The following is a 20,945-nucleotide window of genomic DNA, read 5'->3' on the forward strand; positions in this document are numbered from 1 at the left end:
GTTGCAAGCCACGCCGTGTGGCCATGGGGAGAATTGTGGTTGGTCATCCAGCTGTTGATAAGGCAGGGAACTTGCGATAGATTGTTCTATCCATAGGACGATGAAGCCCATGCAAGACCTCAACGACATGCTGTATTTCGCCGAAGTGGTGGAGCGCGGTGGCTTTGCCGCCGCGGGCCGCGCCCTCGGCATTCCCAAATCGCGGCTGTCGCGCCGGGTGTCTGACCTCGAGGCGCAGCTGGGCGTGCGCCTGCTGCAGCGCACCACCCGCAAGCTCTCGCTGACCGAGGTGGGCGAGGCGTATTTGCGCCACTGCCAGGCCATGCGCGAATCGGCCCAGGCGGCGGCCGACACGGTGGCCCAGGTGCAGACCGTGCCGCGCGGCACCATCCGCGTGAGCTGCCCGGTCACACTGGCACAGACCGTGGTGGCCGAGCTGATCCCCCGGTTCCTGGCCAGTTGCCCCGAGGTGCGCATCGACATGCTGGTGAGCAACCGCGCCGTGAACCTGGTGGAAGAGGGCATCGACGTGGCGCTGCGCGTGCGCCCCTCGGTGGACGACAGCGGCAGCATGGTGGTCAAGCGGCTGGACCACACCACGCAGATCCTGGTGGCCAGCCCCGAGCTGCTGATCCGTCAGGGCACGCCCAAGACGCTGGACGATCTGGCCCAGCTCGACAGCATTGCCATGTCGGCGCCCGATGGCCGATCGACCTGGAACCTGATCGGCCCGGGCGGCGTGCACCAGGTGGTGCAGCACACGCCGCGCTACGTGGCCGACGACCTGCTCACGCTCAAGTTCGCCGCCGTGGCGGGTACCGGCGTGTGCTGGATGCCCGACTACATGTGCCAGGACGAAATGCGCGAGCGCAAGCTGGTGCGGGTGTTGCCCGACTGGGCGCCCGCGCCCGCCATCGTGCATGCGGTGTTCCCGTCGCGCCGGGGGCTGTCGCCTGCGGTGCGGCGGTTTCTGGATTTTCTGGGCGAGGCCATGCCGGGGCGCAGCAGCCTGCGCACGCGCCAGGCGCTGCAAGGGCTGGACGGCGCAGACATCTAGGGCACCCAGAGCGGCCTTGCACGGGTTTGGCAAGCGGCCGCCACAAAGACCGCGTGCCCCCGTGGGACGGCGCCCGCAGCACGCATTTTTGGCCCCACAATGCAACGAATTGCAACTGTGTGGGCTGCCTTCTTGCACCACCGCGCACCTGGGCGCACCAGGGTGTCGCGCGGCGCGGAACGGCCCGGAACTGGGCCCTTGTGACCGCTTCTCACCCCATCGACCAAGACATCCGGCAGGCCCGCGTGCACCCCGCCGTGCGCGCCATCGTGATCCCGCCATGCCCCGAGTCGCTGCTGCGCCTGCAGCAGATCCTGGCCGAGCCCGAACTCGACGCAGCGGCCCTGGAGCAACTGGCCGCCTCCGACGTGGCTCTGGCCGCCGCCGTCATGCGGCTGGCCAACAGCCCGCTGTATGGCCTGGCGCAGCCGGTGCAGACGGTGGGCATGGCGCTCACGGTGCTGGGGCTGCGCCCGGCGGTGGAGCTGATGTCGGCCTTCATCACGCGCAACGCGCTGCAGGTGCGCTCGCCGCTGCTCGACCACTTCTGGGAAAGCTCGCAGCGCCGCGCCATCGCCTGCGAACACATCGGCCACCAGCTCTACAGCTTTGACCCCGGGCTGGGCTACAGCTTTGGCCTGTTCTGCCACGTGGGCATGCCTGTGCTGGTGAAGGCCGTGCGCGGCTACGCCAGCACCGTGACCGAAGCGCTGGCCCGCAAGGACCGCACCTTCACCCAGACCGAAAACGCCAGCCACCGCACCGACCACGCCGTGATGGGCGCCATCGTGGCGCGCACCTGGCACCTGCCGGGCAACGTGGCCCAGGCCATCTGGCTGCACCACGACTTTGCATGCCTGAACGACGAACAGTTTGACCCCACGGTGCGCCACCTGGTGGCGCTGGGCCTGCTGGCCGAGTTTCTGGTCAACCAGCACGACGGCCTGGCGCCCACGCGCGAGTGGCTGCTGCATGGCGAGGCCTGCATGGACCACCTGCATGTGACGCAGGACGAGCTGGACCACTGGATCGATGCGCTGCATCCGGCGTTTGAGGCGGTGCGGTTTTGATCTCGGTGCGCGGCTGATGCGCTAGAGCTCTTTCAGCGCGCAGCGTCCAGCAGTTCGGCTAGGCGCGTGTGCCCCCGCTGGGCTGCCTGCTGCGCCGCGTTCTGGCCCTCGCGGTCCACCAGGGCGGGCTTGGCGCCCAGGGCCAGCAGCTTCTGTACGGTGGCGGTGTGGCCGTTCAAGGCCGCCAGCATCAAGGCGGTTTTTCCTTCTGGGTCGCGGGCGTCCACCGGCGTGCCCTGTTGCACGAGGGCTTCCACCTGCTGGGTGTGTCCTGCGCGGGCAGCATCCCACACGCTGCGGGGCACAGCAGCGCCGAGCCTCTTTTGCATGGCGGGGGCGGCGGCTGTGTTGTGGTCGGGGGCCAATGCATCAGCCTGCGGGCTGCGAGCTACCGGGGCGGCGGCCCCAGGAGCCATGGGGGCCGTGGGGGGGGCCGGGGCTGCCTCTTGTAGGGCTGGTGCTGCGGCTGCTGCCGGGCGCTCGCGCCTTTCGGCACTGGGGGCTGCGGCCGTGGAGGGCGACGCTGGGAACCCGGACGGGGCCCGGGTTGCACGGGGTGCTGACTGGGTTTCCGGTTCGATGACAGAAGGCGACGCGGGCGCAGCCCTGGCCGCAGCTTGTGCGGGTGCCGGTGGCTGCGCAGGCGAGGGCGCAGGTGCCGTGGCGGGCTTGGGGGCCACGGCGTCGGCCGATGGGCCGGTGCTGCTCCGCGCGCTTTTCTGAGCACTTTCGGGGGCAGGAGGCGACGCTGGTGGGGGCTCTGCCGGTGGCTGGGCCGCTGGTGTGGCCAAGGGCACAGGGGAGGCTGGCGCCGGTGCCTCGGCCCTGCGGTGGCTGAAAGCGGTGTCTCGCTCTTCGGGCGTGCCGCGTTCAAATTGCAGCATCAGCAAGCCGGTCAGCCCCACCACGGCCACCGTGGCCAGGGCTGAAATCTTCCAGCGCGCCTGGTTGGCGGCAGGGGCCGCAGCCTGGGGGGCCGGGCCTGCCGCCGCTGCGTTGGCCAGCATCTGGGCATGCGCACGCACGGCATCGCGCACGTGTGTGCCGGGGCGGGCGCCTTCCTGTTCACTGGCTTCGTGGTAGCGCCGGACCAGTTCGTCGTCCTGCCGGGTCATACAAACTCCTTGAGGTGCTGGCGCAGGCTGGCCCGTGCGTAGCGCAGGCGGCTCTTGGCGGTTTCAAAATTCACGCCGGTGGCCTCGGCAATCTCCTGCACGCTCAGGTCGCCTTCGGCCTGCAGCAAGAAGGCCTCGCGCTGCTCCAGCGGCAACTGCTCCACCGCCGCAATCAGCGCGGCCGCCTGCTCGCGCGACTGCAATTGCCGCACAGGCCCGAAGCCCGAGTCGGCCACCAGTGTGTCGGCCAGCGTGCGCGCATCGTCGTCGCTCGCGTCCAGACTGGTGTGGTGTTTGGCGGTGCGCAGGTGGTCCACCAGGCGGTGGTGCGCCAGCGTGAACAGCCAGGTGCGGAACTTGGCTTTCACCTCGTAGCGGCTGGCATTGCGCGCCACGGCAAACCATACGTCCTGCAGCAGGTCGTCGGCCACCGCCTGCACCTTCACGCTGCGAAACACAAACCGCCACACGGCCAGTTCATGCCGGGCGTACAGCCGGTCGAACGCGGCCATGTCGCCCGTGGCGTAGCGCAACATCAGCGCTTCGTCGGCGTCGTGGACATCGTCAGAGGGTGGGGCGGTGGGCACCCGGGCATTATGCGAAACCCCCATGCGCTCACGGGCCGGTCCCGGCCTACCGTGGGTCGGGTACGTACGACAGGTTGTCCGACTGCGGAAACGCGCGGGGCACCGGGGGCACGTAGGGCCGGGCGATGGGCTCGCGGATCACGCCGCTGGCGATCAGGTTCTCGCGGCTGTCGTAGCGGATGCTGATGATTTCATTGGGTTGCTCCTGCAAGCGCGTGAAGCTGGTGTGGGTGACGACCGATGTCTCGCGCTGGCCATGCGCCGTGCCCAGCTTGGCCGATGGCATGGGGGCGGCCTTGGCCACACTGTCGGCAGACTGCGAGCGGGCAGAGGATTCGGCCTCGGCCGATGGGGCTGGGGCAGCTGGAGCACCGGCAGCCCCAGCGGCTGCGGGCGATGCGGGCTCCTCCCGCAGGCGCCCGAGGCCCAGGCCGTTGTCGCGGCGCTGGCTGTAGGGCTCGGGCGTGATGGCCGGGGCCGGTTGGGGCAGCGGCAGCTGTTCGCAGAACAGGGCCACGCCAATCACGCCCACATGCGCCGGGCGGCCCGTGCGGGCGGCATACGAGTTGGCAATGTGGGAAAACTCGAAGGCCGCCACCTGGCTGTCGCTCTTGCGCCAGCCGGTGATCTGGTAACGCTCGTAGGGCGAGAACACATAGCCGCGCTGGTCCCATGCGGCGGTTTCGCCGCTGAGCACATTCACACCGTCCACCGAAGGCACGGCCAGCACCCGCTCGCCCAGCCGGTTGCGCACCGTGATGGCATACCGCGCCCCAGGCCGCCCGGCCACCCAGTATTCGCCCCGGGCGTAGTGCACCGGCAGCGTTGCGCCGGTGTCGCGGTCCACGATGGTGACATCGGCCAGGCGGCCAATGGCCTGAGCAGGAAGGTGGGCCAGGCCCAGCAGTGCGGTCAGGGCGACGAGGGCGGGCAGGGTGAGCGAACGGGGTTTCATGGCAGCTCCATCAAAAAAAGTGGTGGTGCTGGGTGAAACGAACGGGGCGATGGAACGGGGTTAAACCAGGCGAAAAAAAGAGGCCCACTGTGGGCTGGAGCCCCGAAAACGACGAAATGAGCGGTGGTTAGATGATTTGGCGATTAAATAACAAGAATTAAGTCGTTTGGGTTTTAAAGAGCGGCTCGCAGAATGCCAGCCCTGTGACCTCTACCACCTCCATCATCATCGTCCCCGGCTGGCGCGATTCGGGCCCCGGCCACTGGCAGAGCCTGTGGGCCGAGCGCCTGCCCAACGCGCGCCGTGTGGTGCAGGACGACTGGATCACGCCCACGCGTTCGGCCTGGGTGAGCCAGCTTGAAAAGACCGTGCTGGCTGCGCCGCACCCTGTGGTGATCGTGGCGCACAGCCTGGGCTGTATTGCCACCAACCACATGGACCCGGAGGCTGCGGCCAAGGTGTGTGGTGCGCTGCTGGTGGCCCCGGCCGACCCGGAGCGCCGTGCCATCCTGAGCGACTTTGCGCCCGTGCCCTATGCCGCGCTGCCCTACCGCAGCATTGTGGTGGCCAGCAGCAACGACCCGTTTTGCCCCATCCGCCTGGCGGGCGCTTATGCCCGGGCTTGGGGCAGCGAGTTTGTGCGCATGCAGAACGCGGGGCATATCAACATCGATTCGGGCCACGGCGAATGGCCGCTGGGCTGGGCGCTGTTGCAGTCGCTGGAGGGTGGGCCTGCTGCCCACCCGCTGGCAGCCACCCCAGCCCATTCCCATCCGGCTGTGATGTAGTTGCTATGATTTTTGTAGCTATAAATCCATACTGATCGCGCGGTAAAGGCTATTTTGGATGCATGGATGGCAGCGGCTATCCGCAGCGGACAGTCCATCAACAATCCATATGCCAATAGCTGATTATTTAACAAGAATATATTCTTTTGAGTTTTAAGAGCGCCTCCGCACAATCCGGCATCTCCAGCAATTTTTTGGGCGACACCACCATGACTTCTCTGAAACTCAAGACCCTCCTGGCCTCCCTGGCCCTGGCCGCGAGCGGCATGGCTGCCGCGCAGAACTCGCTGCTCAACGTGTCGTATGACGTGGCTCGCGAGTTCTACAAGGACTACAACGCTGCCTTCGCCGCCCACTACAAGAAGACCACCGGCCAGGAGGTCAAGATCGACCAGTCGCACGCCGGCTCCAGCGCCCAGGCGCGTGCCGTGAACGACGGCCTGGCCGCCGATGTGGTGACCATGAACACGACGACCGACGTGCAGTTTCTGGCCGACAGCGGCGTGGTGGCCAAGGACTGGGCCAAGAAATTCCCGCACGACGCATCGCCCACCACCTCGACCATGCTGTTCCTGGTGCGCAACGGCAACCCCAAGAACATCAAGGACTGGGACGATCTGATCAAGCCCGGCGTGCAGGTCATCGTGGTCAACCCCAAAACTGGCGGCAACGGCCGTTATGCCTACCTGGCCGCCTGGGGCGCCGTGCGCGAAAAGGGCGGCACCGAGGCCCAGGCCGCCGAATTTGTCAGCAAGCTGTACAAGAATGTGCCCATCCTGGCCAAGGGTGGCCGTGACGCCACCGCCACCTTCCTGCAGCGCAACCAGGGCGATGTGCTGATCACGTTCGAATCCGAGGTGGTCTCTATCGACCGCGAGTTCGGCGCGGGCAAGGTCGATGCGATCTACCCTTCGGTGAGTGTGGTGGCTGAAAACCCCGTGGCCGTGGTGGAGCGCACCGTGGCCAAGAAGGGCACGGCCCAACTGGCCAAGGCCTACCTGGACTACCTGTACTCCGAGGAAGCGCAGGAAATCGCGGCCAAGCACGCCATCCGTCCCCGCTCGGAGACCGTGCTCAAGAAGTACGCCGACACCTTCAAGCCGCTCAAGCAGTTCACCGTGGCCAAGTACTTTGGCTCGCTGACCGAAGCGCAGAAGGTGCACTTCAATGACGGCGGCCAGTTCGACAAGCTCTACACGCCCGGCGCCAAGTAAGTAGGCCCGGCGCTTCTCCCGTCTCACCACTGCATCTATGACCACTGCGACCGCTGTGGCCGCAGCCCCGGCCGGACGGCGCGCGCCCAAGCGCGTGCTGCCCGGCTTCGGGCTGTCACTGGGCTACACCCTTTTCTACTTGAGCATCATCGTGCTGATCCCGCTGTCGGCACTGATCTTCAAGACCTTCACCCTCACCTGGGACCAGTTCTGGGCCGCCATCAGCGCGCCGCGCGTGATGGCGTCGTACCGGCTGACCTTCGGCGCATCGTTCATCGCAGCACTGGTTAATCTGGTGTTTGGCCTGCTGATCGCTTGGGTGCTGGTGCGCTACAAGTTCCCCGGCAAGAAAATCGTGGACGCGCTGGTGGACCTGCCGTTTGCGCTGCCCACGGCCGTGGCGGGCATCTCGCTCACGGCTTTGCTCGCGGGCAATGGCTGGGTCGGCAGCATTCTGGAGCCCCTGGGCATCCAGCTCGCGTTCAAACCCGCAGGCATCGTGATTGCGCTGATCTTCATCGGCCTGCCGTTTGTGGTGCGCACCGTGCAACCGGTGCTGGAAGACGCCGAGAAGGAGCTGGAAGAGGCCGCCACCTGCCTGGGTGCCACACGCCTGCAGACCTTCACCAAGGTCATCTTGCCCTCCATCACGCCCGCACTGCTCACCGGCTTTGCCATGGCGTTTGCGCGGGCCGTGGGTGAATACGGCTCGGTCATCTTCATCGCGGGCAACATGCCCATGGTGTCCGAGATCACGCCCCTCATCATCATCGGCAAGCTGGAGCAGTACGACTACGCAGGCGCTACGGCTGTGGCCGTGGTGATGCTGGTCATCTCCTTCATCCTGCTGCTCATCATCAACGCGCTGCAAGCCTGGCAGCGCCGCCACGCGGGGGCCCCAGCATGAGCGGCGCCAACTCTCGAACTGTTCGCCGCGCCCAGGCCGGCACCACCGAGGCGCCATGGGTGCGCTACACGCTGATCACGCTGGCACTGGCTTTCATGCTGCTGTTCCTCGTGCTGCCGTTGGCCGCCGTGTTCGCCGAGGCGCTGCGCAAGGGCTTTGGCGCCTACCTGGAGGGCCTGCGCGAGCCCGATGCCTGGTCGGCCATCAAGCTCACGCTGATCACCGCGCTGATCGCGGTGCCGCTGAACCTGGTGTTTGGCGTAGCGGCGGCCTGGTGCATTGCCAAGTACGAGTTCAAGGGCAAGGCGTTCTTGACCACGTTGGTGGACCTGCCGTTTTCCGTGTCGCCCGTGGTGGCGGGCCTGATCTACGTGCTGATGTTTGGTGCCCAGGGCTGGTTTGGCCCGTGGCTCGCGGCGCATGACATCAAGATCATCTTTGCCGTGCCGGGCATCGTGCTGGCCACCGTGTTCGTCACGTTCCCGTTTATCGCCCGCGAGCTGATCCCGCTGATGCAGGCCCAAGGCAACGACGAGGAACAGGCTGCCATCGTGCTGGGTGCGAGCGGCTGGCAGACCTTCTGGTACGTGACCTTGCCCAACATCAAGTGGGGCCTGCTGTACGGCGTGATCTTGTGCAACGCCCGGGCCATGGGCGAATTTGGTGCGGTGTCGGTGGTGTCGGGCCACATCCGGGGCCAGACCAACACCATCCCGCTGCACGTCGAGATTCTCTACAACGAATACCAGTCGGTGGCCGCGTTTGCCGCAGCCTCGCTGCTGGCCTTGCTGGCGCTGGTCACCCTGGTCATCAAGACGATTGCCGAACACCGCAACGAGCAGGCCCTGAAGGCCGCCGCCGAACTGCCGCCAGAGCGCCCCGCGCCCGCTGGTGTGTGAAGGAAACAGAACATGAGCATTGAAATCCGTAACGTCAGCAAGCAGTTCGGCGACTTTCAGGCGCTGCGCGATGTGAGCCTGGACATTCAGTCCGGCGAACTCATTGCGCTGCTCGGCCCCTCGGGCTGCGGCAAGACCACACTCTTGCGCATCATCGCCGGGCTGGAGACGGCCGACGTGGGCACCATCCACTTCAGCGGCGAAGACACCACCGACGTGCATGTGCGCGAGCGCAACGTGGGCTTTGTGTTCCAGCACTACGCGCTGTTCCGCCACATGACGGTGTTCGAGAACGTGGCCTTTGGCCTGCGCGTCAAGCCCCGCAGCGAGCGCCCGAGCGAGGCGCAGATCAAGAAGAAGGTCATGGACCTGCTCAAGCTGGTGCAGCTCGACTGGCTGGCCGAGCGCTACCCGTCGCAGCTGTCGGGTGGCCAGCGCCAGCGCATTGCGCTGGCCCGCGCTCTGGCAGTGGAGCCCAAGGTGCTGCTGCTGGACGAACCCTTCGGCGCGCTCGATGCCAAAGTACGGAAGGAACTGCGCCGCTGGCTGCGCCGCCTGCACGACGAACTGCATGTCACCTCCATCTTCGTGACCCACGACCAGGAAGAAGCGCTGGAAGTGGCAGACCGCGTGGTGGTGATCAACCAGGGCAAGATCGAGCAAAGCGGCTCGCCCCAGCAGGTGTGGGACCAGCCCGCCAGCCCGTTTGTGTATGGCTTTTTGGGCGATGTGAACCTATTCCATGGCCGGGCCCATGAAGGCTTGGTGCATCTGGAGGGCATGCAGATCGACTCGCCCGAGCACCAGGCCGCGCAGAACGCCAAGGCCTTTGCCTATGTGCGTCCACACGACCTGGATGTGGAGCGCTACTCCCCCGGCGCGGGCCTGGACGCCGAAGGCCGTCCCCGTGGCATCGTGGCCCAGCTGAGCCGCGCCATTGTGGTGGGGCCGATTGCGCGGCTGGAACTTATTCCGACCGATGACCACAAACCAGCGGACAATGCGTCCCCAGAGTCCCTGATCGAAGCGCAGATCCCTGCGCAGCAGTTCAAGGAAATGGGTTTCAAAGAGGGCGAAACGCTGGTGGTCACACCACGCCGCGCCCGAGTGTTCTTGGATCACGCCGCTGGCATCTGAGCTGCTTCCCTTGGGATGCCGCGCCAGGCACTGCGCGGCTTAGAGGGATAACAAAGATGTTGTTGAACTGGATCGATCAGGCCCCGCGCCGCGTGCTGGCCCTGATCAGCGTGGCCTGTGTGGCCATGCTGGCCTTTGGCATGTACCTGCAGCATGTGGTGGGCCTGGAGCCTTGCCCCATGTGCATCGTGCAGCGCTATGCTCTCATTGGTGTAGCTATCTTCACAGGTCTGGCAAGCGCTAGAGGCTCAAAAGGATGGTGGATGGGCTGGGGCGTGATGGCCCTCATTGCCTCGGGCTTCGGCGCCTTTGTGGCGGCCCGCCAGAGCTGGCTGCAGTGGTATCCGCCCGAAGTCGCCACCTGTGGCCGCGACTTCTACGGCATGATCGAAAACTACCCCATCAGCCGCGCCATCCCCATGATCTTCCGGGGCTCCGGCGACTGTGCTGCGATTGACTGGACGTTCCTGGGCGGCTCGATTGCCAACTGGTCGTTTGTCTGTTTTGTGGGGTTTGCCGTGGTGCTGCTGGCCTTGCTGGTGCGTGGCCTCCGGGGCGGGCGCCAGGGCGGCTCGGGATACTCGATGGCCTGATATCCGTGATGCAACGGACCCTTTAAAAAGGCGCTCTTCAGAGCGCCTTTTTCGTTGTTGGACAGGTTGTGAGTCCTGTGCCGTCTTGATCAAGAGATGCCCACCTCCCCGAGCGTCTGTACGGGCGGATGGGGCGATCAAACAAAAAGAGCGCCACCAGCGTCCAGGGAGGGCGGACGCAGAAGGTCCTCGTCGATGCCCATGGCCTGGCTGGCGCGTTCCACAGCCTGCCACAGGGGCGCTGGCATTTGCAGAATCTCGTCCGGGGTCGAGGAGCGCGCGATCCATGCGCTGATTTGCGTGTGCTGCTCGTGGGTGAGCAGGTCCAGGTTCAGCATCTCGTCGATGATCTTCATCTTTGGCAAATCCAGGGTTGTGGGGTGTGGCTGTGCATCCGCAAAGCCCGGGAGGGGCAGATGGCGGATTGCCGAAATAGGGCGCGCTCCAGCCACTTTAGACGGTATGGAGCGCGGAGCGTCTGAAGAACATGGTGCCCTGGGCCCCAATCTCAAGCAGAACCTTGGCGAGGGATTCAGTCGGTGCTCTCGATCCCGTGCGGGAACAGCACTCCTTCTGTCCCATCCATCCACGCCGGCAGCTTGTGCATCACGCTGGCCAAAAGATCGCCAGCCTGCCACTGAGCCAACCAGGCTTGCAGGCGGGGCCAGGGCTGTGCGGCCCACCAGTCGGCGTCAATGCCTGCAAACTGCCGCACAAATGGCGCAATCGCCATGTCGGCCAGGGCCGCGTGGGTGCCGAACAGGCAGAGCTGATCCGGCGAGAGGCGCGCGTCCAGCGTATCCAGCCAGGCTAGAGCCCGGGCGCGCTCTGCGCCTTGGTCGGCATCGGGGTAGCGGCTGGGGTACTTGCACCGGTCCAGCGCTTGCTTGAACGGGCCATCGCATTCGGCGATCAGCGCCAGCATGTCCTGCAGGCTCCCGTGGCTGGGGGTGAGCCAGCCCTCGGGGTCGTGCTGCGCCAGCGCCCACAGCATGATGTCCAGGCTTTGCTCCAGCACCTGGCCGCTGGGCAACACCAGCACGGGCACGGTGCCCTTGGGCGATGCCAGCAGCAGGCCCTGGGGCTTGTTCTTGAGCACCACTTCGCGCAGCTCGCAGCCCTGGCCGCTCACGGCCAGGGCCAGGCGGGCGCGCATGGCATAGGGGCAGCGGCGGAATGAGTACAGGACGGGCAGGGCGGTCACGTTGTGCCATCCGTGCCATCGTCACCGGCGTCCTTGGCCGCAGTGTGCGGAGGGCGGCCGGGTTGCTGCGCGCCGATGTGCTCTTGCCCGCGCTGCCGGGCCAGCTGCATCTGCCGCTCGCGCTCGGCCAGTGCGCGCTCCTGCTCGGGTGTGCGGGTGCCGTGGCAGTAGGGGCAACTCACGCCGGGCACATAGTGCGGCGACTGCAGCTCTGCTTCGCCCAGGGGCATGCGGCAAGAGCGGCACAGCTGGTGGTGGCCCGGTGCGAGGCCATGGCCTACCGACACGCGTTCGTCGAACACAAAACAGTCGCCATGCCACCGGCTGGCTTCTTCGGGCACGGTCTCCAGGTATTTGAGGATGCCGCCTTCCAGGTGGTACACCTCGTCAAAGCCTTGTGACTTGAGGAAGGCGGTGGATTTTTCGCAGCGGATGCCGCCGGTGCAGAACATGGCCACACGGGGCTTGCCCGCCAGCACGCCACCGGCCTGTTTTTCACGTTCGACCCACGCGGGAAACTCCGCAAAGGTTTTTGTGTGTGGATTGACCGCACGTTCAAACGTGCCAATGCCCACCTCGTAGTCGTTGCGTGTGTCCACCACGACCACGCCCGGGTCGTCGATGAGCGCGTTCCAGTCTTCGGGCTTCACGTAGGTGCCTGCGTTGCGCGCAGGGTTCAGGCCCGGCACGCCCAGGGTAACGATCTCGCGTTTGAGGCGCACGCGCATGCGGTAGAAGGGCATGCGCTCGGCCTGCGCCTCCTTGTGCTGCAGGGCGGCAAATCGCGCATCGCTGCGCAGCCAGGCCAGGACGGCGTGCACGCCCTGCGGTTCGCCCGCGATGGTGCCGTTGATGCCCTCAGGCGCGAGCAGCAGCATGCCGCGCACGCCGTGGGTGTCGCACAGGGACTGCAAGGGCTCACGCAGAGAGGCAAAGTCCGGCAGATCCACAAACTGGTAGAGCGCGGCGGTGAGAAAGTGGGGTGTGACCGAGTCCACGAAATGGGCGTTTTTGAAACAAGGGGGTGATGATAGCTGTCACCTTTCGTTACGATGCAGGGTCGCCAACGCTGTTTCCAAGGTGGTTGTATGAGCAAGGAATCCACGATCCATCTGTTCCGCAGGCTCGAACAGCTCAACGGCATTGGTGCTGCGCTCTCGCGCGAGCGGGACATCGACCGGCTGCTGGAGAACATCCTGGAGGCCGCCAAGACCATCACGGGAGCCGATGGCGGCACGCTCTACAGCGTCACCGAAGACCAGTCGGCACTCAAGTTTGAGATCCTGCGCACCGACTCCTTGGGCATCCGCCTGGGGGGCACCACGGGCAAACCCATCGATTTGCCGCTGCTGCCCCTGCGCACGGCCGCTGGCGCGCCCAACGACTCGCTGGTGGCAGCCCACTCGGCCATCCACGACCGCACGGTGAACATTGCTGACGCCTACAGCGCGGCGGGGTTTGATTTTTCGGGCACACGCGCGTTTGACCAGCGCACGGGCTACCGGTCGCAGTCGTTCCTCACGGTGCCGATGAAGAACCACGACCGCGAACTCATCGGCGTGCTGCAGCTCATCAATGCGCGTGACCCCGATACCGGCGAGGTGATCACCTTCTCGCAGGCCGACCAGAGCCTGGCCGAGTCGCTGGCCTCGCAGGCGGCCATTGCGCTCACCAACCGGCTGCTCATCACGCAGCTCGAACGCTTGTTCGAGTCGTTCGTGAACCTGATCAACCTGGCGATCGACGAAAAGTCGCCCTACACCGGCGGCCACTGCCAGCGCGTTCCCGCCCTCACCATGATGCTCGCCGAAGCCGTGGATGCCACGCGCGAAGGGCCGTTGGCGGGTTTTGCGATGACCGACCGCGACCGCTACGAGCTGAAGATGGCGGGCCTGCTGCATGACTGCGGCAAGATCACCACGCCCGTGCATGTGGTGGACAAGGCGACCAAGCTGCAGACCATCTACGACCGGATCGGCCTGGTGGACACGCGGTTTGAAGTGCTCAAGCGCGACGCCGAACTGGCCGCGCTGCGCCGCCAGCTGGCGCTGCGCCCCGTGGTGGACGCGCGGGCCGAGGGTCAGGAGCTGCAGGCCCTGCAGCACGAGATCCACACGCTGGAGGAAGACCGCGAGTTTCTGCGCCGCTGCAACACCGGCACCGAGGCCATGCGGCCCGAAGACCAGCAGCGCGTGCGCGACATCGCCGTGATGCGGCACTGGCGCAACCCGCAGGGTGTGCAGACGAGCTTTCTGAGTGCCGAAGAGGTGGAGAACCTCACCATCCGCGCGGGCACGCTGAACCAGTCCGAGCGCGACACCATCAACTACCACATCGTCGCCACCATCAAGATGCTGGAGACGCTGCCCTGGCCGCGCCACCTCAAGAACGTGCCCGAATACGCGGGCGGCCACCACGAGCGCATGGACGGCAAGGGCTACCCGCGCGGTCTCACGCGCGAGCAGATGTCGCTGCAGGCCCGGATGATGGGCATCGCCGACATCTTCGAGGCCCTCACGGCCGCCGACCGGCCCTACAAGAGCGGCATGACCTTGTCGCAGGCGCTGGCCATCATGTGCCGCATGCGGGACAACGGCCACATCGACCCCGACCTGTTCGAGGTGTTTGTGCGCGAAGGGGTGTACCTGCGCTATGGGCAGGCGTTTCTGGACGCGGGGCAGGTGGATGCGGTGGATGTGGGGGCGCTGGGGTTTTAGGCGCCCCATGGTTTGCCTGGTGTGGCGCGCCAGGACGGCACATGCTCGCGCCAGAATTCAGTAACATGTTGAAACGCTTGCGCCGTTCCATTCGTCTCCTGACCTTTTCAAGAGGCCTTGTTTGCTGACTTCCCGGCTTCGTGCATCGGTGATTCACCGGCTGTCCCTGTCGATATGGGGATTGTTTCTGGGCTTGGTGGTCCTTCTGTCCCTGCTCGGGTACGCCGCACTGAGTGCGGTTGCCGATCACGCGGTGCCATTGTTGATGCGCCAGGCGGTGGAGCTGCGTGCGCAGGCGGTCGAGGGCCTTTTTGTGCAGGCGGGGCAGAGTGCCCAGCAGGTGCAGCAGGACTTGCTCACACGGCTGCGCGCTGCCGATACCGAGGCTGCCCTGAGCCGGTTCGATGAGTTGTTTGCGCGCGGGCCGGACGGGCTGTGGCGGCTTCGGCCCGGCAAGGTGGACACGGCCAATGCGCCCACGCTGTACCTGCACCACGGCCCGGCGGGGCCCGATGAGTCCACGCGCGTGCGCGCAGCCGTCAGCTATGACCTGTTCAGGGAGCGGGGGCCTGCGCTGGTGCCGCCTTTTTTCTCTGCCTACATGGATTTTGTGGAAGACGGCCTGATGGTCTATGCGCGCGGTGTGGACTGGGGCAGCGGCGCCACGGCCGATGCCAGCAACGCCGACTACCCCACCATGCGGGGGGCCGACCCCCAGCGCAATTCGGAGCGGCGCATCTTCTGGACCCCGGTGTACTTTGACGAGCAGGCCAAGGCCTGGATGGTGTCGGTGATCCAGCCCCTGGACTGGCAGGGCCGCTGGGTGGGCACTGTGGGCCACGACCTGTCGATTGAAACCCTGATTGACGCCGTGGCCGCCAGCCGGGACCAGCTGGGCATGCAGCTGATCCTGAGTGCGGAGGGCGATCTGATCTCCCACCCCGACCTGCGGGACCGGATCGCCGCAGCGAATGGTCAGCTTCAGATTGCAGGCCTCAAGGACCCCCTGCTGGAGCAGGTGCACCGCATGGTGTCGAACGCGCATACCGACCGGGGTGCGGGCCTGAGTGCCGACGGGACGCAGTGGATTGCCTGGTCGCGCATCCGGGGGCCGAACTGGTACCAGATCTACCTCATGCCCCAGTCGCGGGTGGACGGACTGGTCATGTGGGGCATGCTGGGCCTGGGCGGCATTGGCCTGTTGGGGCTGGTGCCGGTGCTGTGGTCCATGCGCCGCAGGGTGAACACGCTGGTGGTCCGCCCTCTGCAGCACCTGACGGAGGCCGTCGATACCCTGGGCCAGGGACAGACGCCGACCCCTGTCGCCCTGGACACTGAAGACGAACTGGGCCGCCTGGCCCGGGCGTTTGACTGCATGGTGTCCGAACTGGTCCAGAAGCGCGCCATGGCCACGGCGCAGGCGCAGGCATTGCAGGCCGAGGTGGACGGGCGGCGCCAGTACATGGTGAGCCTGGAGGAGGAGCGGGCCCGCCTTTTTGCGCTCCTGGGGGCCATGAAGCTGGGCATCCTCTTTGTCACGACCGAGAACCAGGTGACCTACTGCAACCCTGCGTTCTTGAGCATCTGGCGTATCGAAGGCGATGAAGCGTCGTTTGTGGGCCGCCCTGCCAGCGACATCTTCCAGGCCGTGCAGCATGGGCCAACGTCCTTGGCGGCCCTGGCACACCACGCGCACCATGCGCGGGAGTCGCTGGTGGCGCCGGGGCTTTCCAGTCGCTACGAGATGGACGTGGGCGACGGGCGGACCTTGCTGCTGCGATCGCACCCCGTGCACGACAGCGACAAACGCTACATCGGCAGGCTCTGGATTCACGAGGACGTGACACGCGAGCGCGAGACGGCCGCACAGCTGATCTATCTGGCCGAGCGCGATGCCCTCACGGGCCTGTACAACCGGCGCAGGTTTGAAGACGAATTGCTGCGGTTCTTCCGGGGGTACGAGCGGCATGACCGGCGCGATCCGCGCGATCCGAGTGACCTGCGCGAGCGGCAGGGTGCCTTGCTGTTCTTTGATCTGGACGAATTCAAGGCCATCAACGACACCTTTGGCCACCGCATCGGGGACTCGGTGCTGGTGCGGGTGGGCGGCGATGTGCAGGCGCTGGTGCGCCAGACGGAAACCCTGTGCCGCCTGGGCGGCGACGAGTTTGCGGTGCTGATGCCCCATGCCTCGGTGGAAGAGGCCCAGCATCTGGCCGAGCGCATTGTTCGCGCCATTTCAGAGGGGCCTTTTGTCATCGAGGGGCAGAGCCTGCGGCTGACCACCAGCCTGGGCATTGCCCTGGCGCCGCAGCATGCGGACAACGCGGAAGACCTGGTGGCCCACGCGGATGCCGCGATGTACCAGGCCAAGCACCTGGGCAAAAACTGCTGGTCGGTCTACCAGCCAGGTCACCATGCATCACAAGAAACGATCACGCGCCTGGCCTGGAATGAGCGCATATCCCGGGCCCTCGAAAGAGACCTCCTGCGCCTGCACTACCAGGGGGTGTACGACGCCGCTACCGGGGAGCTGTCCCACCTGGAGGTGCTGGTCCGCATGCGGGACGAGGCCGATGGCACGCGGCTTATTGCTCCCCGCCAGTTCATTGGCTATGCCGAGAAGAGCGGCAAGATCCTGGAGATCGACCGCTGGGTTGCGCGCGAGAGCATTGCCCTGCTGGGTGCGCAGCCGCAGCTGCCTGCGTTGGCGATCAATATCTCGGCGCGCTCGTTCGACGACCCCAGCCTTCCTGCCTACATCGCGGGCCAGCTGCAGGCAGCGGGTGTGGCGCCCCAGCGGTTGTTGGTGGAGCTGACGGAAACTTCGGCGGTGTCGGACCTGCGCGATGCCGAGCGGTTCATCGACGCCTTGCGCCACACGGGGTGCCAGGTGTGCCTGGACGATTTCGGGACGGGTTTTGCGTCGTTTGCCTACCTCAAGCACCTCAAGGTGGATGTGCTGAAGATTGACGGGCTGTTCATCCGCAACCTCACCCACGAGCACGACAACCAGGTGTTTGTCCGCGCCATCATCGACGTGGCCCGTGGGCTGGGCAGGCGCACGGTGGCAGAGTTTGTGGAAAGCCAGGAGATCCTGGACATGCTGAAGACACTGGGCGTGGACATGGTGCAGGGCTACCACCTGGACCAGCCGCAGGCCGAACACCCCGCGCTGGCCACATCCGCTGTGTAGACGCTGCGCGGGCACCAATGCCCCATCGGTTGTGGCGCTGTACCGCTACAGATTGCCTCTTGTAGCTATTTTTTTGATAGCTATCAGGGCATGATGGGCACGCGCAAAGGCCTATTTTTCTTCATGTTTTTCATCTTGCTTCGCTGCTCTCGTCCACACGGGCCTCTTCCATGAGCCAGTCACTGAAAGCCGCCATGGCCCCGGTGGCCGGGCGCGACTGCAGTCGTGTGAGCCAGTAGGCGCCGCGAGGCAGCTCCTGCGCAAAGGGCTGCACCAGCCGTCCTTGCTGCAGCTCGCGCGTGAACATCTTCACGGGCAGCAAGGCCATGCCTGCGCCCTGGGCGGCGGCCTCGGCCAGGGTGAGGGACGAGTCGAACACCGCGCCGCGCACCACGGGGCAGGGCGCGCCCGCGGCGTCAAACCAGGCTGCCCATTCGTCGGTGCGGTAGCTGCGCAGCAGGGGCTGGCGTGCCAGGTCGGCCACCGTGCGCAGGCCGTGGGCCAGCGCGGGCGCGCACATCACCGACATGGGCGCATCCATGATGCGCTGCGCATGCGTGCCGTGCCAGGCGCCGTCGCCAAAGCGGATCGCAAAGTCCAGCCCTTCACCCGCCATGTCCACCCGGTTGTTGTGCGTAAGCAGGCGCAGGTCCACAAAGGGGCAAGCCTGCTGAAAGTCGCGCAGCCGGGGCAGCAGCCAGCCCACGGCAAAGGTGCCCACCGCGCCCACGGTCAGCACCTCGCGCGGGCGGGTGTCGCCCAGCTTTTCCAGGGCGCGCTGCAGCTTGCCGAACGATTCCACCACCACCGGCAGCAGCGCCTGGCCCTCGTCCGTCAGCGCCAGCCCGCGTGGCAGGCGGCGGAACAGCGGCTTGCCCAGCCGGTCTTCGAGCTTGCGAATGTGCTGGCTCACGGCGGTCTGGGTCACGTGCAGCTCTTCGGCGGCGCGGGTGAGGTTCTGGTGGCGCGCAGCCGCCTCAAAGGCACGCAGGGCGTTGAGCGGCAGGTGCATATAGTCAAAAGGTAAAAGTTTTTCTTGGGGCTTTTGGCAATTATTGTCGATGGTGCTGGGGGCTGAACCCCCGTATCGTTCGGGCCTTGTTTCCCATCACGCTTCCAATTGATATGCAAAGAAGACAGTTTTCCTTGGGTTTGATAGCGGCCACGGCCCTGCCTCTGTGGGGGTGCGCCGCTGCCAGCACCCCGGCCCACCATGACCAGACCACCCGCGCGTGGAACGATGCCCTCGCCACCATCGAACGCACTGCCCAGGGCCGCCTGGGCGTGGCCATGCTGGACACCGGATCGGGCCTGGCCCTGGGCTGGCGGCAGGACGAGCGTTTTGCCATGGCCAGCACCTTCAAAGCCGTGCTGGCGGGCTGGATGCTGGCGCTGGTGGACCAGGGCAAGGAGCGGCTGGACCACCGCCTCCACTACGGCCGCGATGCCGTCATCGCTCATTCGCCGGTCAGCGGCCCCAGGGCGGGCGATGGCGGCGGCCTGACAGTGGCCGAGCTGTGCGCTGCTACCGTGAGCCTGAGCGATAACACCGCCGCCAACGTGCTGTTGGCGCAGCATGGTGGCCCAGCCAGCTATACGGCTTTCGTGCGTTCGCTGGGCGATGCCGCAACGCGGCTGGACCGCTACGAGCCACACATGGCTGAAGCCGCAGCGGGCGACCTGCGCGACACCACCACGCCGCAGGCCATGCTGCAGACGCTGCAAAAACTGGTGCTGGGCGACGTGCTCACCCCGGTGTCTCGTGCGCTGCTGCAGCGCTGGCTGCTGGAGACCAGCACTGGTGACAACCGCCTGCGTGCAGGCGCACCGGGCTGGAAGGTAGGTGACAAGACAGGAACTGGCGCCAGCGGCAGCGGCACGGCCAACGACATCGGCGTACTCTGGCCTGCGGGTGGGGGCGCTCCGGTGCTGGTGACTTGCTACCTCACGCGCTCTGCGGCGTCGCCCCAGCAGCGGGATGCGGCGATTGCTCAGGTGGCGCGCGCCGTGGTGGCGGCGCGCGAAACGTTCAGACGGGGGTAGTGAATCCGACGTGGCCGAGCGGGTGCGGAGGGTTCGTTCGCCCCTTCTTAGAGCTTCTTGACCAGCACCTGGCTCTTGCGGTCCCAGTTGTACTTGCGCTTGCGTGCGTCGGGCAGCCAGTCCGGGTCCACGGGCTGAAATCCGCGCTTGATGAACCAGTGCATGGTGCGGGTGGTCAGCACAAAAATGCTGTCCAGCCCCAAGAGGCGCGCACGCTGCTCGATGCGCTTGAGCAGCTTCTCACCATCGCCCGTGCCCTGGCTTTGCGGCGACACCGTCACGGCAGCCATCTCGGCCGTTTTCGCCTCGGGGTAGGGGTAGAGCGCCGCGCAGCCAAAGATCACGCCGTCATGTTCGATGATGGTGTAGGTGGCGATGTCGCGCTCGATCTCGGTGCGGTCGCGCTTGACCAGCGTGCCGTCTTTCTCAAACGGCTCGATGAGCTGCAAGATGCCGCCCACGTCGTCAATCGTGGCCTCGCGCAGCTCTTCCAGCTTTTCGTCAATGACCATGGTGCCGATGCCATCGTGCACATACACCTCCAGCAATAGCGATCCATCCACCGCAAACGGCAGGATGTGGCTGCGCTCCACGCCGGCCTTGCAGGCCTTCACGCAGTGCTGCAGATAAAAGCCCGTGTCGGTGGGCTGCTGGGCGGGCGGCAGCTGCGCCAGCAGGGCCTGCGCGGCGGCCAGGGGCAGCTCCGTGTCGATTGGGTTGTCGTCGCTTTCGGGCTCGGTGGGCGACATGCGGATGCCCTGCACCTCGGTCAGGAAGATCAGCTTGTCGGCCCGCAACTCGATGGCCACGCTGGTCGCCACTTCTTCCATGCTCAGGTTGAAGGCCTCGCCCGTGGGCGAGAAGCCAAACGGAGACAGCAGCACCAGCGCGCCCATGTCCAGCGTCTGCCGGATGCCCGCCACATCCACCTTGCGCACCAGGCCCGAGTGCTGAAAATCCACGCCATCCACAATGCCCACGGGCCGCGCCGTGAGGAAGTTGCCCGAGATCACGCGCACCGTGGCGCCCGCCATGGGCGTGTTGGGCAGGCCCTGGCTGAAGGCGGCCTCGATCTCATAGCGTAATTGGCCCGCAGCTTCCTGCGCGCAATCGAGCGCTACCGAGTCGGTGATGCGGATGCCGTGGGAGTATTTGGCTGCATGCCCCTTGGCTGCCAGCTGCTCGTTCACCTGCGGGCGAAAGCCGTGCACCAGCACGATCTTCACGCCCATGGCCTGGATCAAGGCCAAGTCCTGCGCAATGTTGTGCAGCTTGCCTGCCGCAATCGCCTCGCCCGTGAGCCCGATCACAAAGGTCTGGTTGCGGAACTTGTGGATGTAAGGCGCCACCGAGCGGAACCAGGGCACGAAGGTGAAGTTGAAGACGGCGGACATGGCGGTGCAAGCGGTGGGGCGGACCTTGGAATGACGGAAAAAGCGGCAACGGTGGGCGGCCCCCTGGGG

General features: G+C 66.0%; 19 protein-coding genes. 11 read left to right on the forward strand and 8 right to left on the reverse strand.

Translation table 11 applies throughout. The features are described from left to right. Nucleotides 1-109: 109 nt before the first annotated feature. Nucleotides 110-1,057, forward strand: a complete 948-nt coding sequence (locus tag AvAM_RS21155; protein WP_137748927.1) for a LysR family transcriptional regulator — start codon at nt 110-112, stop codon at nt 1,055-1,057. A gap of 200 nt (nt 1,058-1,257) precedes the next feature. Next, nucleotides 1,258-2,127, forward strand: a complete 870-nt coding sequence (locus AvAM_RS21160) for an HDOD domain-containing protein (RefSeq protein ID WP_137748928.1) — start codon at nt 1,258-1,260, stop codon at nt 2,125-2,127. Nucleotides 2,128-2,159: 32 nt separating this feature from the next. Here the strand turns inward: AvAM_RS21160 and AvAM_RS21165 are convergent, their stop codons facing one another. The 3 genes from AvAM_RS21165 to AvAM_RS21175 all read right to left on the reverse strand — a co-directional run bounded on the left by AvAM_RS21165 (nt 2,160) and on the right by AvAM_RS21175 (nt 4,784). Next, on the reverse strand, nt 2,160-3,242 hold the full coding sequence (locus AvAM_RS21165; protein ID WP_137748929.1) for an ankyrin repeat domain-containing protein: 1,083 nt from the start codon (nt 3,240-3,242) through the stop codon (nt 2,160-2,162). After that, nucleotides 3,239-3,778 carry a sigma-70 family RNA polymerase sigma factor gene (locus AvAM_RS21170; RefSeq protein ID WP_137748998.1) on the reverse strand — a complete coding sequence of 180 codons (540 nt, stop codon included), beginning with the start codon at nt 3,776-3,778 and terminating at the stop codon, nt 3,239-3,241. The genes AvAM_RS21165 and AvAM_RS21170 overlap by 4 nt, the downstream gene beginning before the upstream one ends. A gap of 97 nt (nt 3,779-3,875) precedes the next feature. Further along, on the reverse strand, nt 3,876-4,784 hold the full coding sequence (locus AvAM_RS21175) for a hypothetical protein (RefSeq protein WP_137748930.1): 909 nt from the start codon (nt 4,782-4,784) through the stop codon (nt 3,876-3,878). Nucleotides 4,785-4,987: 203 nt separating this feature from the next. Between AvAM_RS21175 and AvAM_RS21180 the strand changes: the two genes are divergently transcribed. From AvAM_RS21180 to AvAM_RS21205, 6 genes are all read left to right on the forward strand, one after another. Then, a complete protein-coding gene (locus tag AvAM_RS21180) occupies nt 4,988-5,572 on the forward strand; it encodes an alpha/beta hydrolase (RefSeq protein WP_137748931.1) in 585 nt (194 codons plus the stop codon). A 209-nt stretch (nt 5,573-5,781) separates the two neighbouring features. Then, nucleotides 5,782-6,786: a sulfate ABC transporter substrate-binding protein gene (locus AvAM_RS21185; RefSeq protein ID WP_137748932.1), complete on the forward strand. Its 1,005-nt coding sequence runs from the start codon at nt 5,782-5,784 to the stop codon at nt 6,784-6,786. 37 nt (nt 6,787-6,823) lie between these two features. Next, a complete protein-coding gene (gene cysT / locus AvAM_RS21190) occupies nt 6,824-7,693 on the forward strand; it encodes a sulfate ABC transporter permease subunit CysT (RefSeq protein WP_137748933.1) in 870 nt (289 codons plus the stop codon). Then, entirely contained in the window at nt 7,690-8,592 is a 903-nt protein-coding gene (gene cysW / locus AvAM_RS21195; RefSeq protein ID WP_137748934.1) for a sulfate ABC transporter permease subunit CysW, read from the forward strand. Before cysT ends, cysW begins: the two co-directional genes overlap by 4 nt. Before the next feature lie 12 nt (nt 8,593-8,604). Continuing rightward, on the forward strand, nt 8,605-9,729 hold the full coding sequence (locus AvAM_RS21200; RefSeq protein ID WP_137748935.1) for a sulfate/molybdate ABC transporter ATP-binding protein: 1,125 nt from the start codon (nt 8,605-8,607) through the stop codon (nt 9,727-9,729). A 56-nt stretch (nt 9,730-9,785) separates the two neighbouring features. After that, nucleotides 9,786-10,322: a disulfide bond formation protein B gene (locus tag AvAM_RS21205; RefSeq protein ID WP_171012357.1), complete on the forward strand. Its 537-nt coding sequence runs from the start codon at nt 9,786-9,788 to the stop codon at nt 10,320-10,322. 137 nt (nt 10,323-10,459) lie between these two features. Here AvAM_RS21205 and AvAM_RS21210 read toward each other — a convergent pair whose 3' ends face one another. The 3 genes from AvAM_RS21210 to AvAM_RS21220 all read right to left on the reverse strand — a co-directional run bounded on the left by AvAM_RS21210 (nt 10,460) and on the right by AvAM_RS21220 (nt 12,524). Further along, entirely contained in the window at nt 10,460-10,678 is a 219-nt protein-coding gene (locus AvAM_RS21210; RefSeq protein ID WP_137748936.1) for a hypothetical protein, read from the reverse strand. A 176-nt stretch (nt 10,679-10,854) separates the two neighbouring features. Beyond that, entirely contained in the window at nt 10,855-11,526 is a 672-nt protein-coding gene (locus tag AvAM_RS21215) for a glutathione S-transferase (RefSeq protein WP_137748937.1), read from the reverse strand. Next, complete coding sequence (locus AvAM_RS21220; protein WP_137748938.1) at nt 11,523-12,524, reverse strand: rhodanese-related sulfurtransferase; 1,002 nt, start codon at nt 12,522-12,524, stop codon at nt 11,523-11,525. Before AvAM_RS21220 ends, AvAM_RS21215 begins: the two co-directional genes overlap by 4 nt. 90 nt (nt 12,525-12,614) lie before the next feature. On the opposite strand from AvAM_RS21220, the gene AvAM_RS21225 reads away from it, so the two are divergent. Beyond that, complete coding sequence (locus AvAM_RS21225) at nt 12,615-14,243, forward strand: HD family phosphohydrolase (RefSeq protein WP_137748939.1); 1,629 nt, start codon at nt 12,615-12,617, stop codon at nt 14,241-14,243. 196 nt (nt 14,244-14,439) lie between these two features. Further along, nucleotides 14,440-17,439 carry an EAL domain-containing protein gene (locus AvAM_RS21230; protein WP_212742292.1) on the forward strand — a complete coding sequence of 1,000 codons (3,000 nt, stop codon included), beginning with the start codon at nt 14,440-14,442 and terminating at the stop codon, nt 17,437-17,439. Between the two features lie 130 nt (nt 17,440-17,569). On the opposite strand, the gene AvAM_RS21235 is transcribed toward AvAM_RS21230, so the two are convergent. Then, nucleotides 17,570-18,451, reverse strand: coding sequence for a LysR family transcriptional regulator (locus tag AvAM_RS21235; RefSeq protein WP_137748941.1), 882 nt, complete (start codon nt 18,449-18,451; stop codon nt 17,570-17,572). A 113-nt stretch (nt 18,452-18,564) separates the two neighbouring features. On the opposite strand from AvAM_RS21235, the gene bla reads away from it, so the two are divergent. Beyond that, a complete protein-coding gene (bla, locus tag AvAM_RS21240) occupies nt 18,565-19,482 on the forward strand; it encodes a class A beta-lactamase (RefSeq protein WP_137748942.1) in 918 nt (305 codons plus the stop codon). Between the two features lie 47 nt (nt 19,483-19,529). Here bla and argA read toward each other — a convergent pair whose 3' ends face one another. Beyond that, nucleotides 19,530-20,876, reverse strand: a complete 1,347-nt coding sequence (argA, locus tag AvAM_RS21245; protein WP_063461764.1) for an amino-acid N-acetyltransferase — start codon at nt 20,874-20,876, stop codon at nt 19,530-19,532. Nucleotides 20,877-20,945 lie beyond the last annotated feature (69 nt).

It is taken from the genome of Acidovorax sp. NB1 (genome assembly GCF_005405905.1).
Lineage (GTDB): Bacteria > Pseudomonadota > Gammaproteobacteria > Burkholderiales > Burkholderiaceae_C > Acidovorax.

What these genes read in the sequence shown, in the direction of transcription:
- AvAM_RS21155 (WP_137748927.1), top strand. Translation starts at nt 110, where the DNA reads ATGCAAGACCTCAACGACATGCTGTATTTCGCCGAAGTGGTGGAGCGC.
- AvAM_RS21165 (WP_137748929.1), bottom strand. Translation starts at nt 3,242, where the DNA reads ATGACCCGGCAGGACGACGAACTGGTCCGGCGCTACCACGAAGCCAGT.
- AvAM_RS21170 (WP_137748998.1), bottom strand. Translation starts at nt 3,778, where the DNA reads ATGTTGCGCTACGCCACGGGCGACATGGCCGCGTTCGACCGGCTGTAC.
- AvAM_RS21175 (WP_137748930.1), bottom strand. Translation starts at nt 4,784, where the DNA reads ATGAAACCCCGTTCGCTCACCCTGCCCGCCCTCGTCGCCCTGACCGCA.
- AvAM_RS21185 (WP_137748932.1), top strand. Translation starts at nt 5,782, where the DNA reads ATGACTTCTCTGAAACTCAAGACCCTCCTGGCCTCCCTGGCCCTGGCC.
- cysT (WP_137748933.1), top strand. Translation starts at nt 6,824, where the DNA reads ATGACCACTGCGACCGCTGTGGCCGCAGCCCCGGCCGGACGGCGCGCG.
- cysW (WP_137748934.1), top strand. Translation starts at nt 7,690, where the DNA reads ATGAGCGGCGCCAACTCTCGAACTGTTCGCCGCGCCCAGGCCGGCACC.
- AvAM_RS21200 (WP_137748935.1), top strand. Translation starts at nt 8,605, where the DNA reads ATGAGCATTGAAATCCGTAACGTCAGCAAGCAGTTCGGCGACTTTCAG.
- AvAM_RS21205 (WP_171012357.1), top strand. Translation starts at nt 9,786, where the DNA reads ATGTTGTTGAACTGGATCGATCAGGCCCCGCGCCGCGTGCTGGCCCTG.
- AvAM_RS21210 (WP_137748936.1), bottom strand. Translation starts at nt 10,678, where the DNA reads ATGAAGATCATCGACGAGATGCTGAACCTGGACCTGCTCACCCACGAG.
- AvAM_RS21225 (WP_137748939.1), top strand. Translation starts at nt 12,615, where the DNA reads ATGAGCAAGGAATCCACGATCCATCTGTTCCGCAGGCTCGAACAGCTC.
- AvAM_RS21235 (WP_137748941.1), bottom strand. Translation starts at nt 18,451, where the DNA reads ATGCACCTGCCGCTCAACGCCCTGCGTGCCTTTGAGGCGGCTGCGCGC.
- bla (WP_137748942.1), top strand. Translation starts at nt 18,565, where the DNA reads ATGCAAAGAAGACAGTTTTCCTTGGGTTTGATAGCGGCCACGGCCCTG.
- argA (WP_063461764.1), bottom strand. Translation starts at nt 20,876, where the DNA reads ATGTCCGCCGTCTTCAACTTCACCTTCGTGCCCTGGTTCCGCTCGGTG.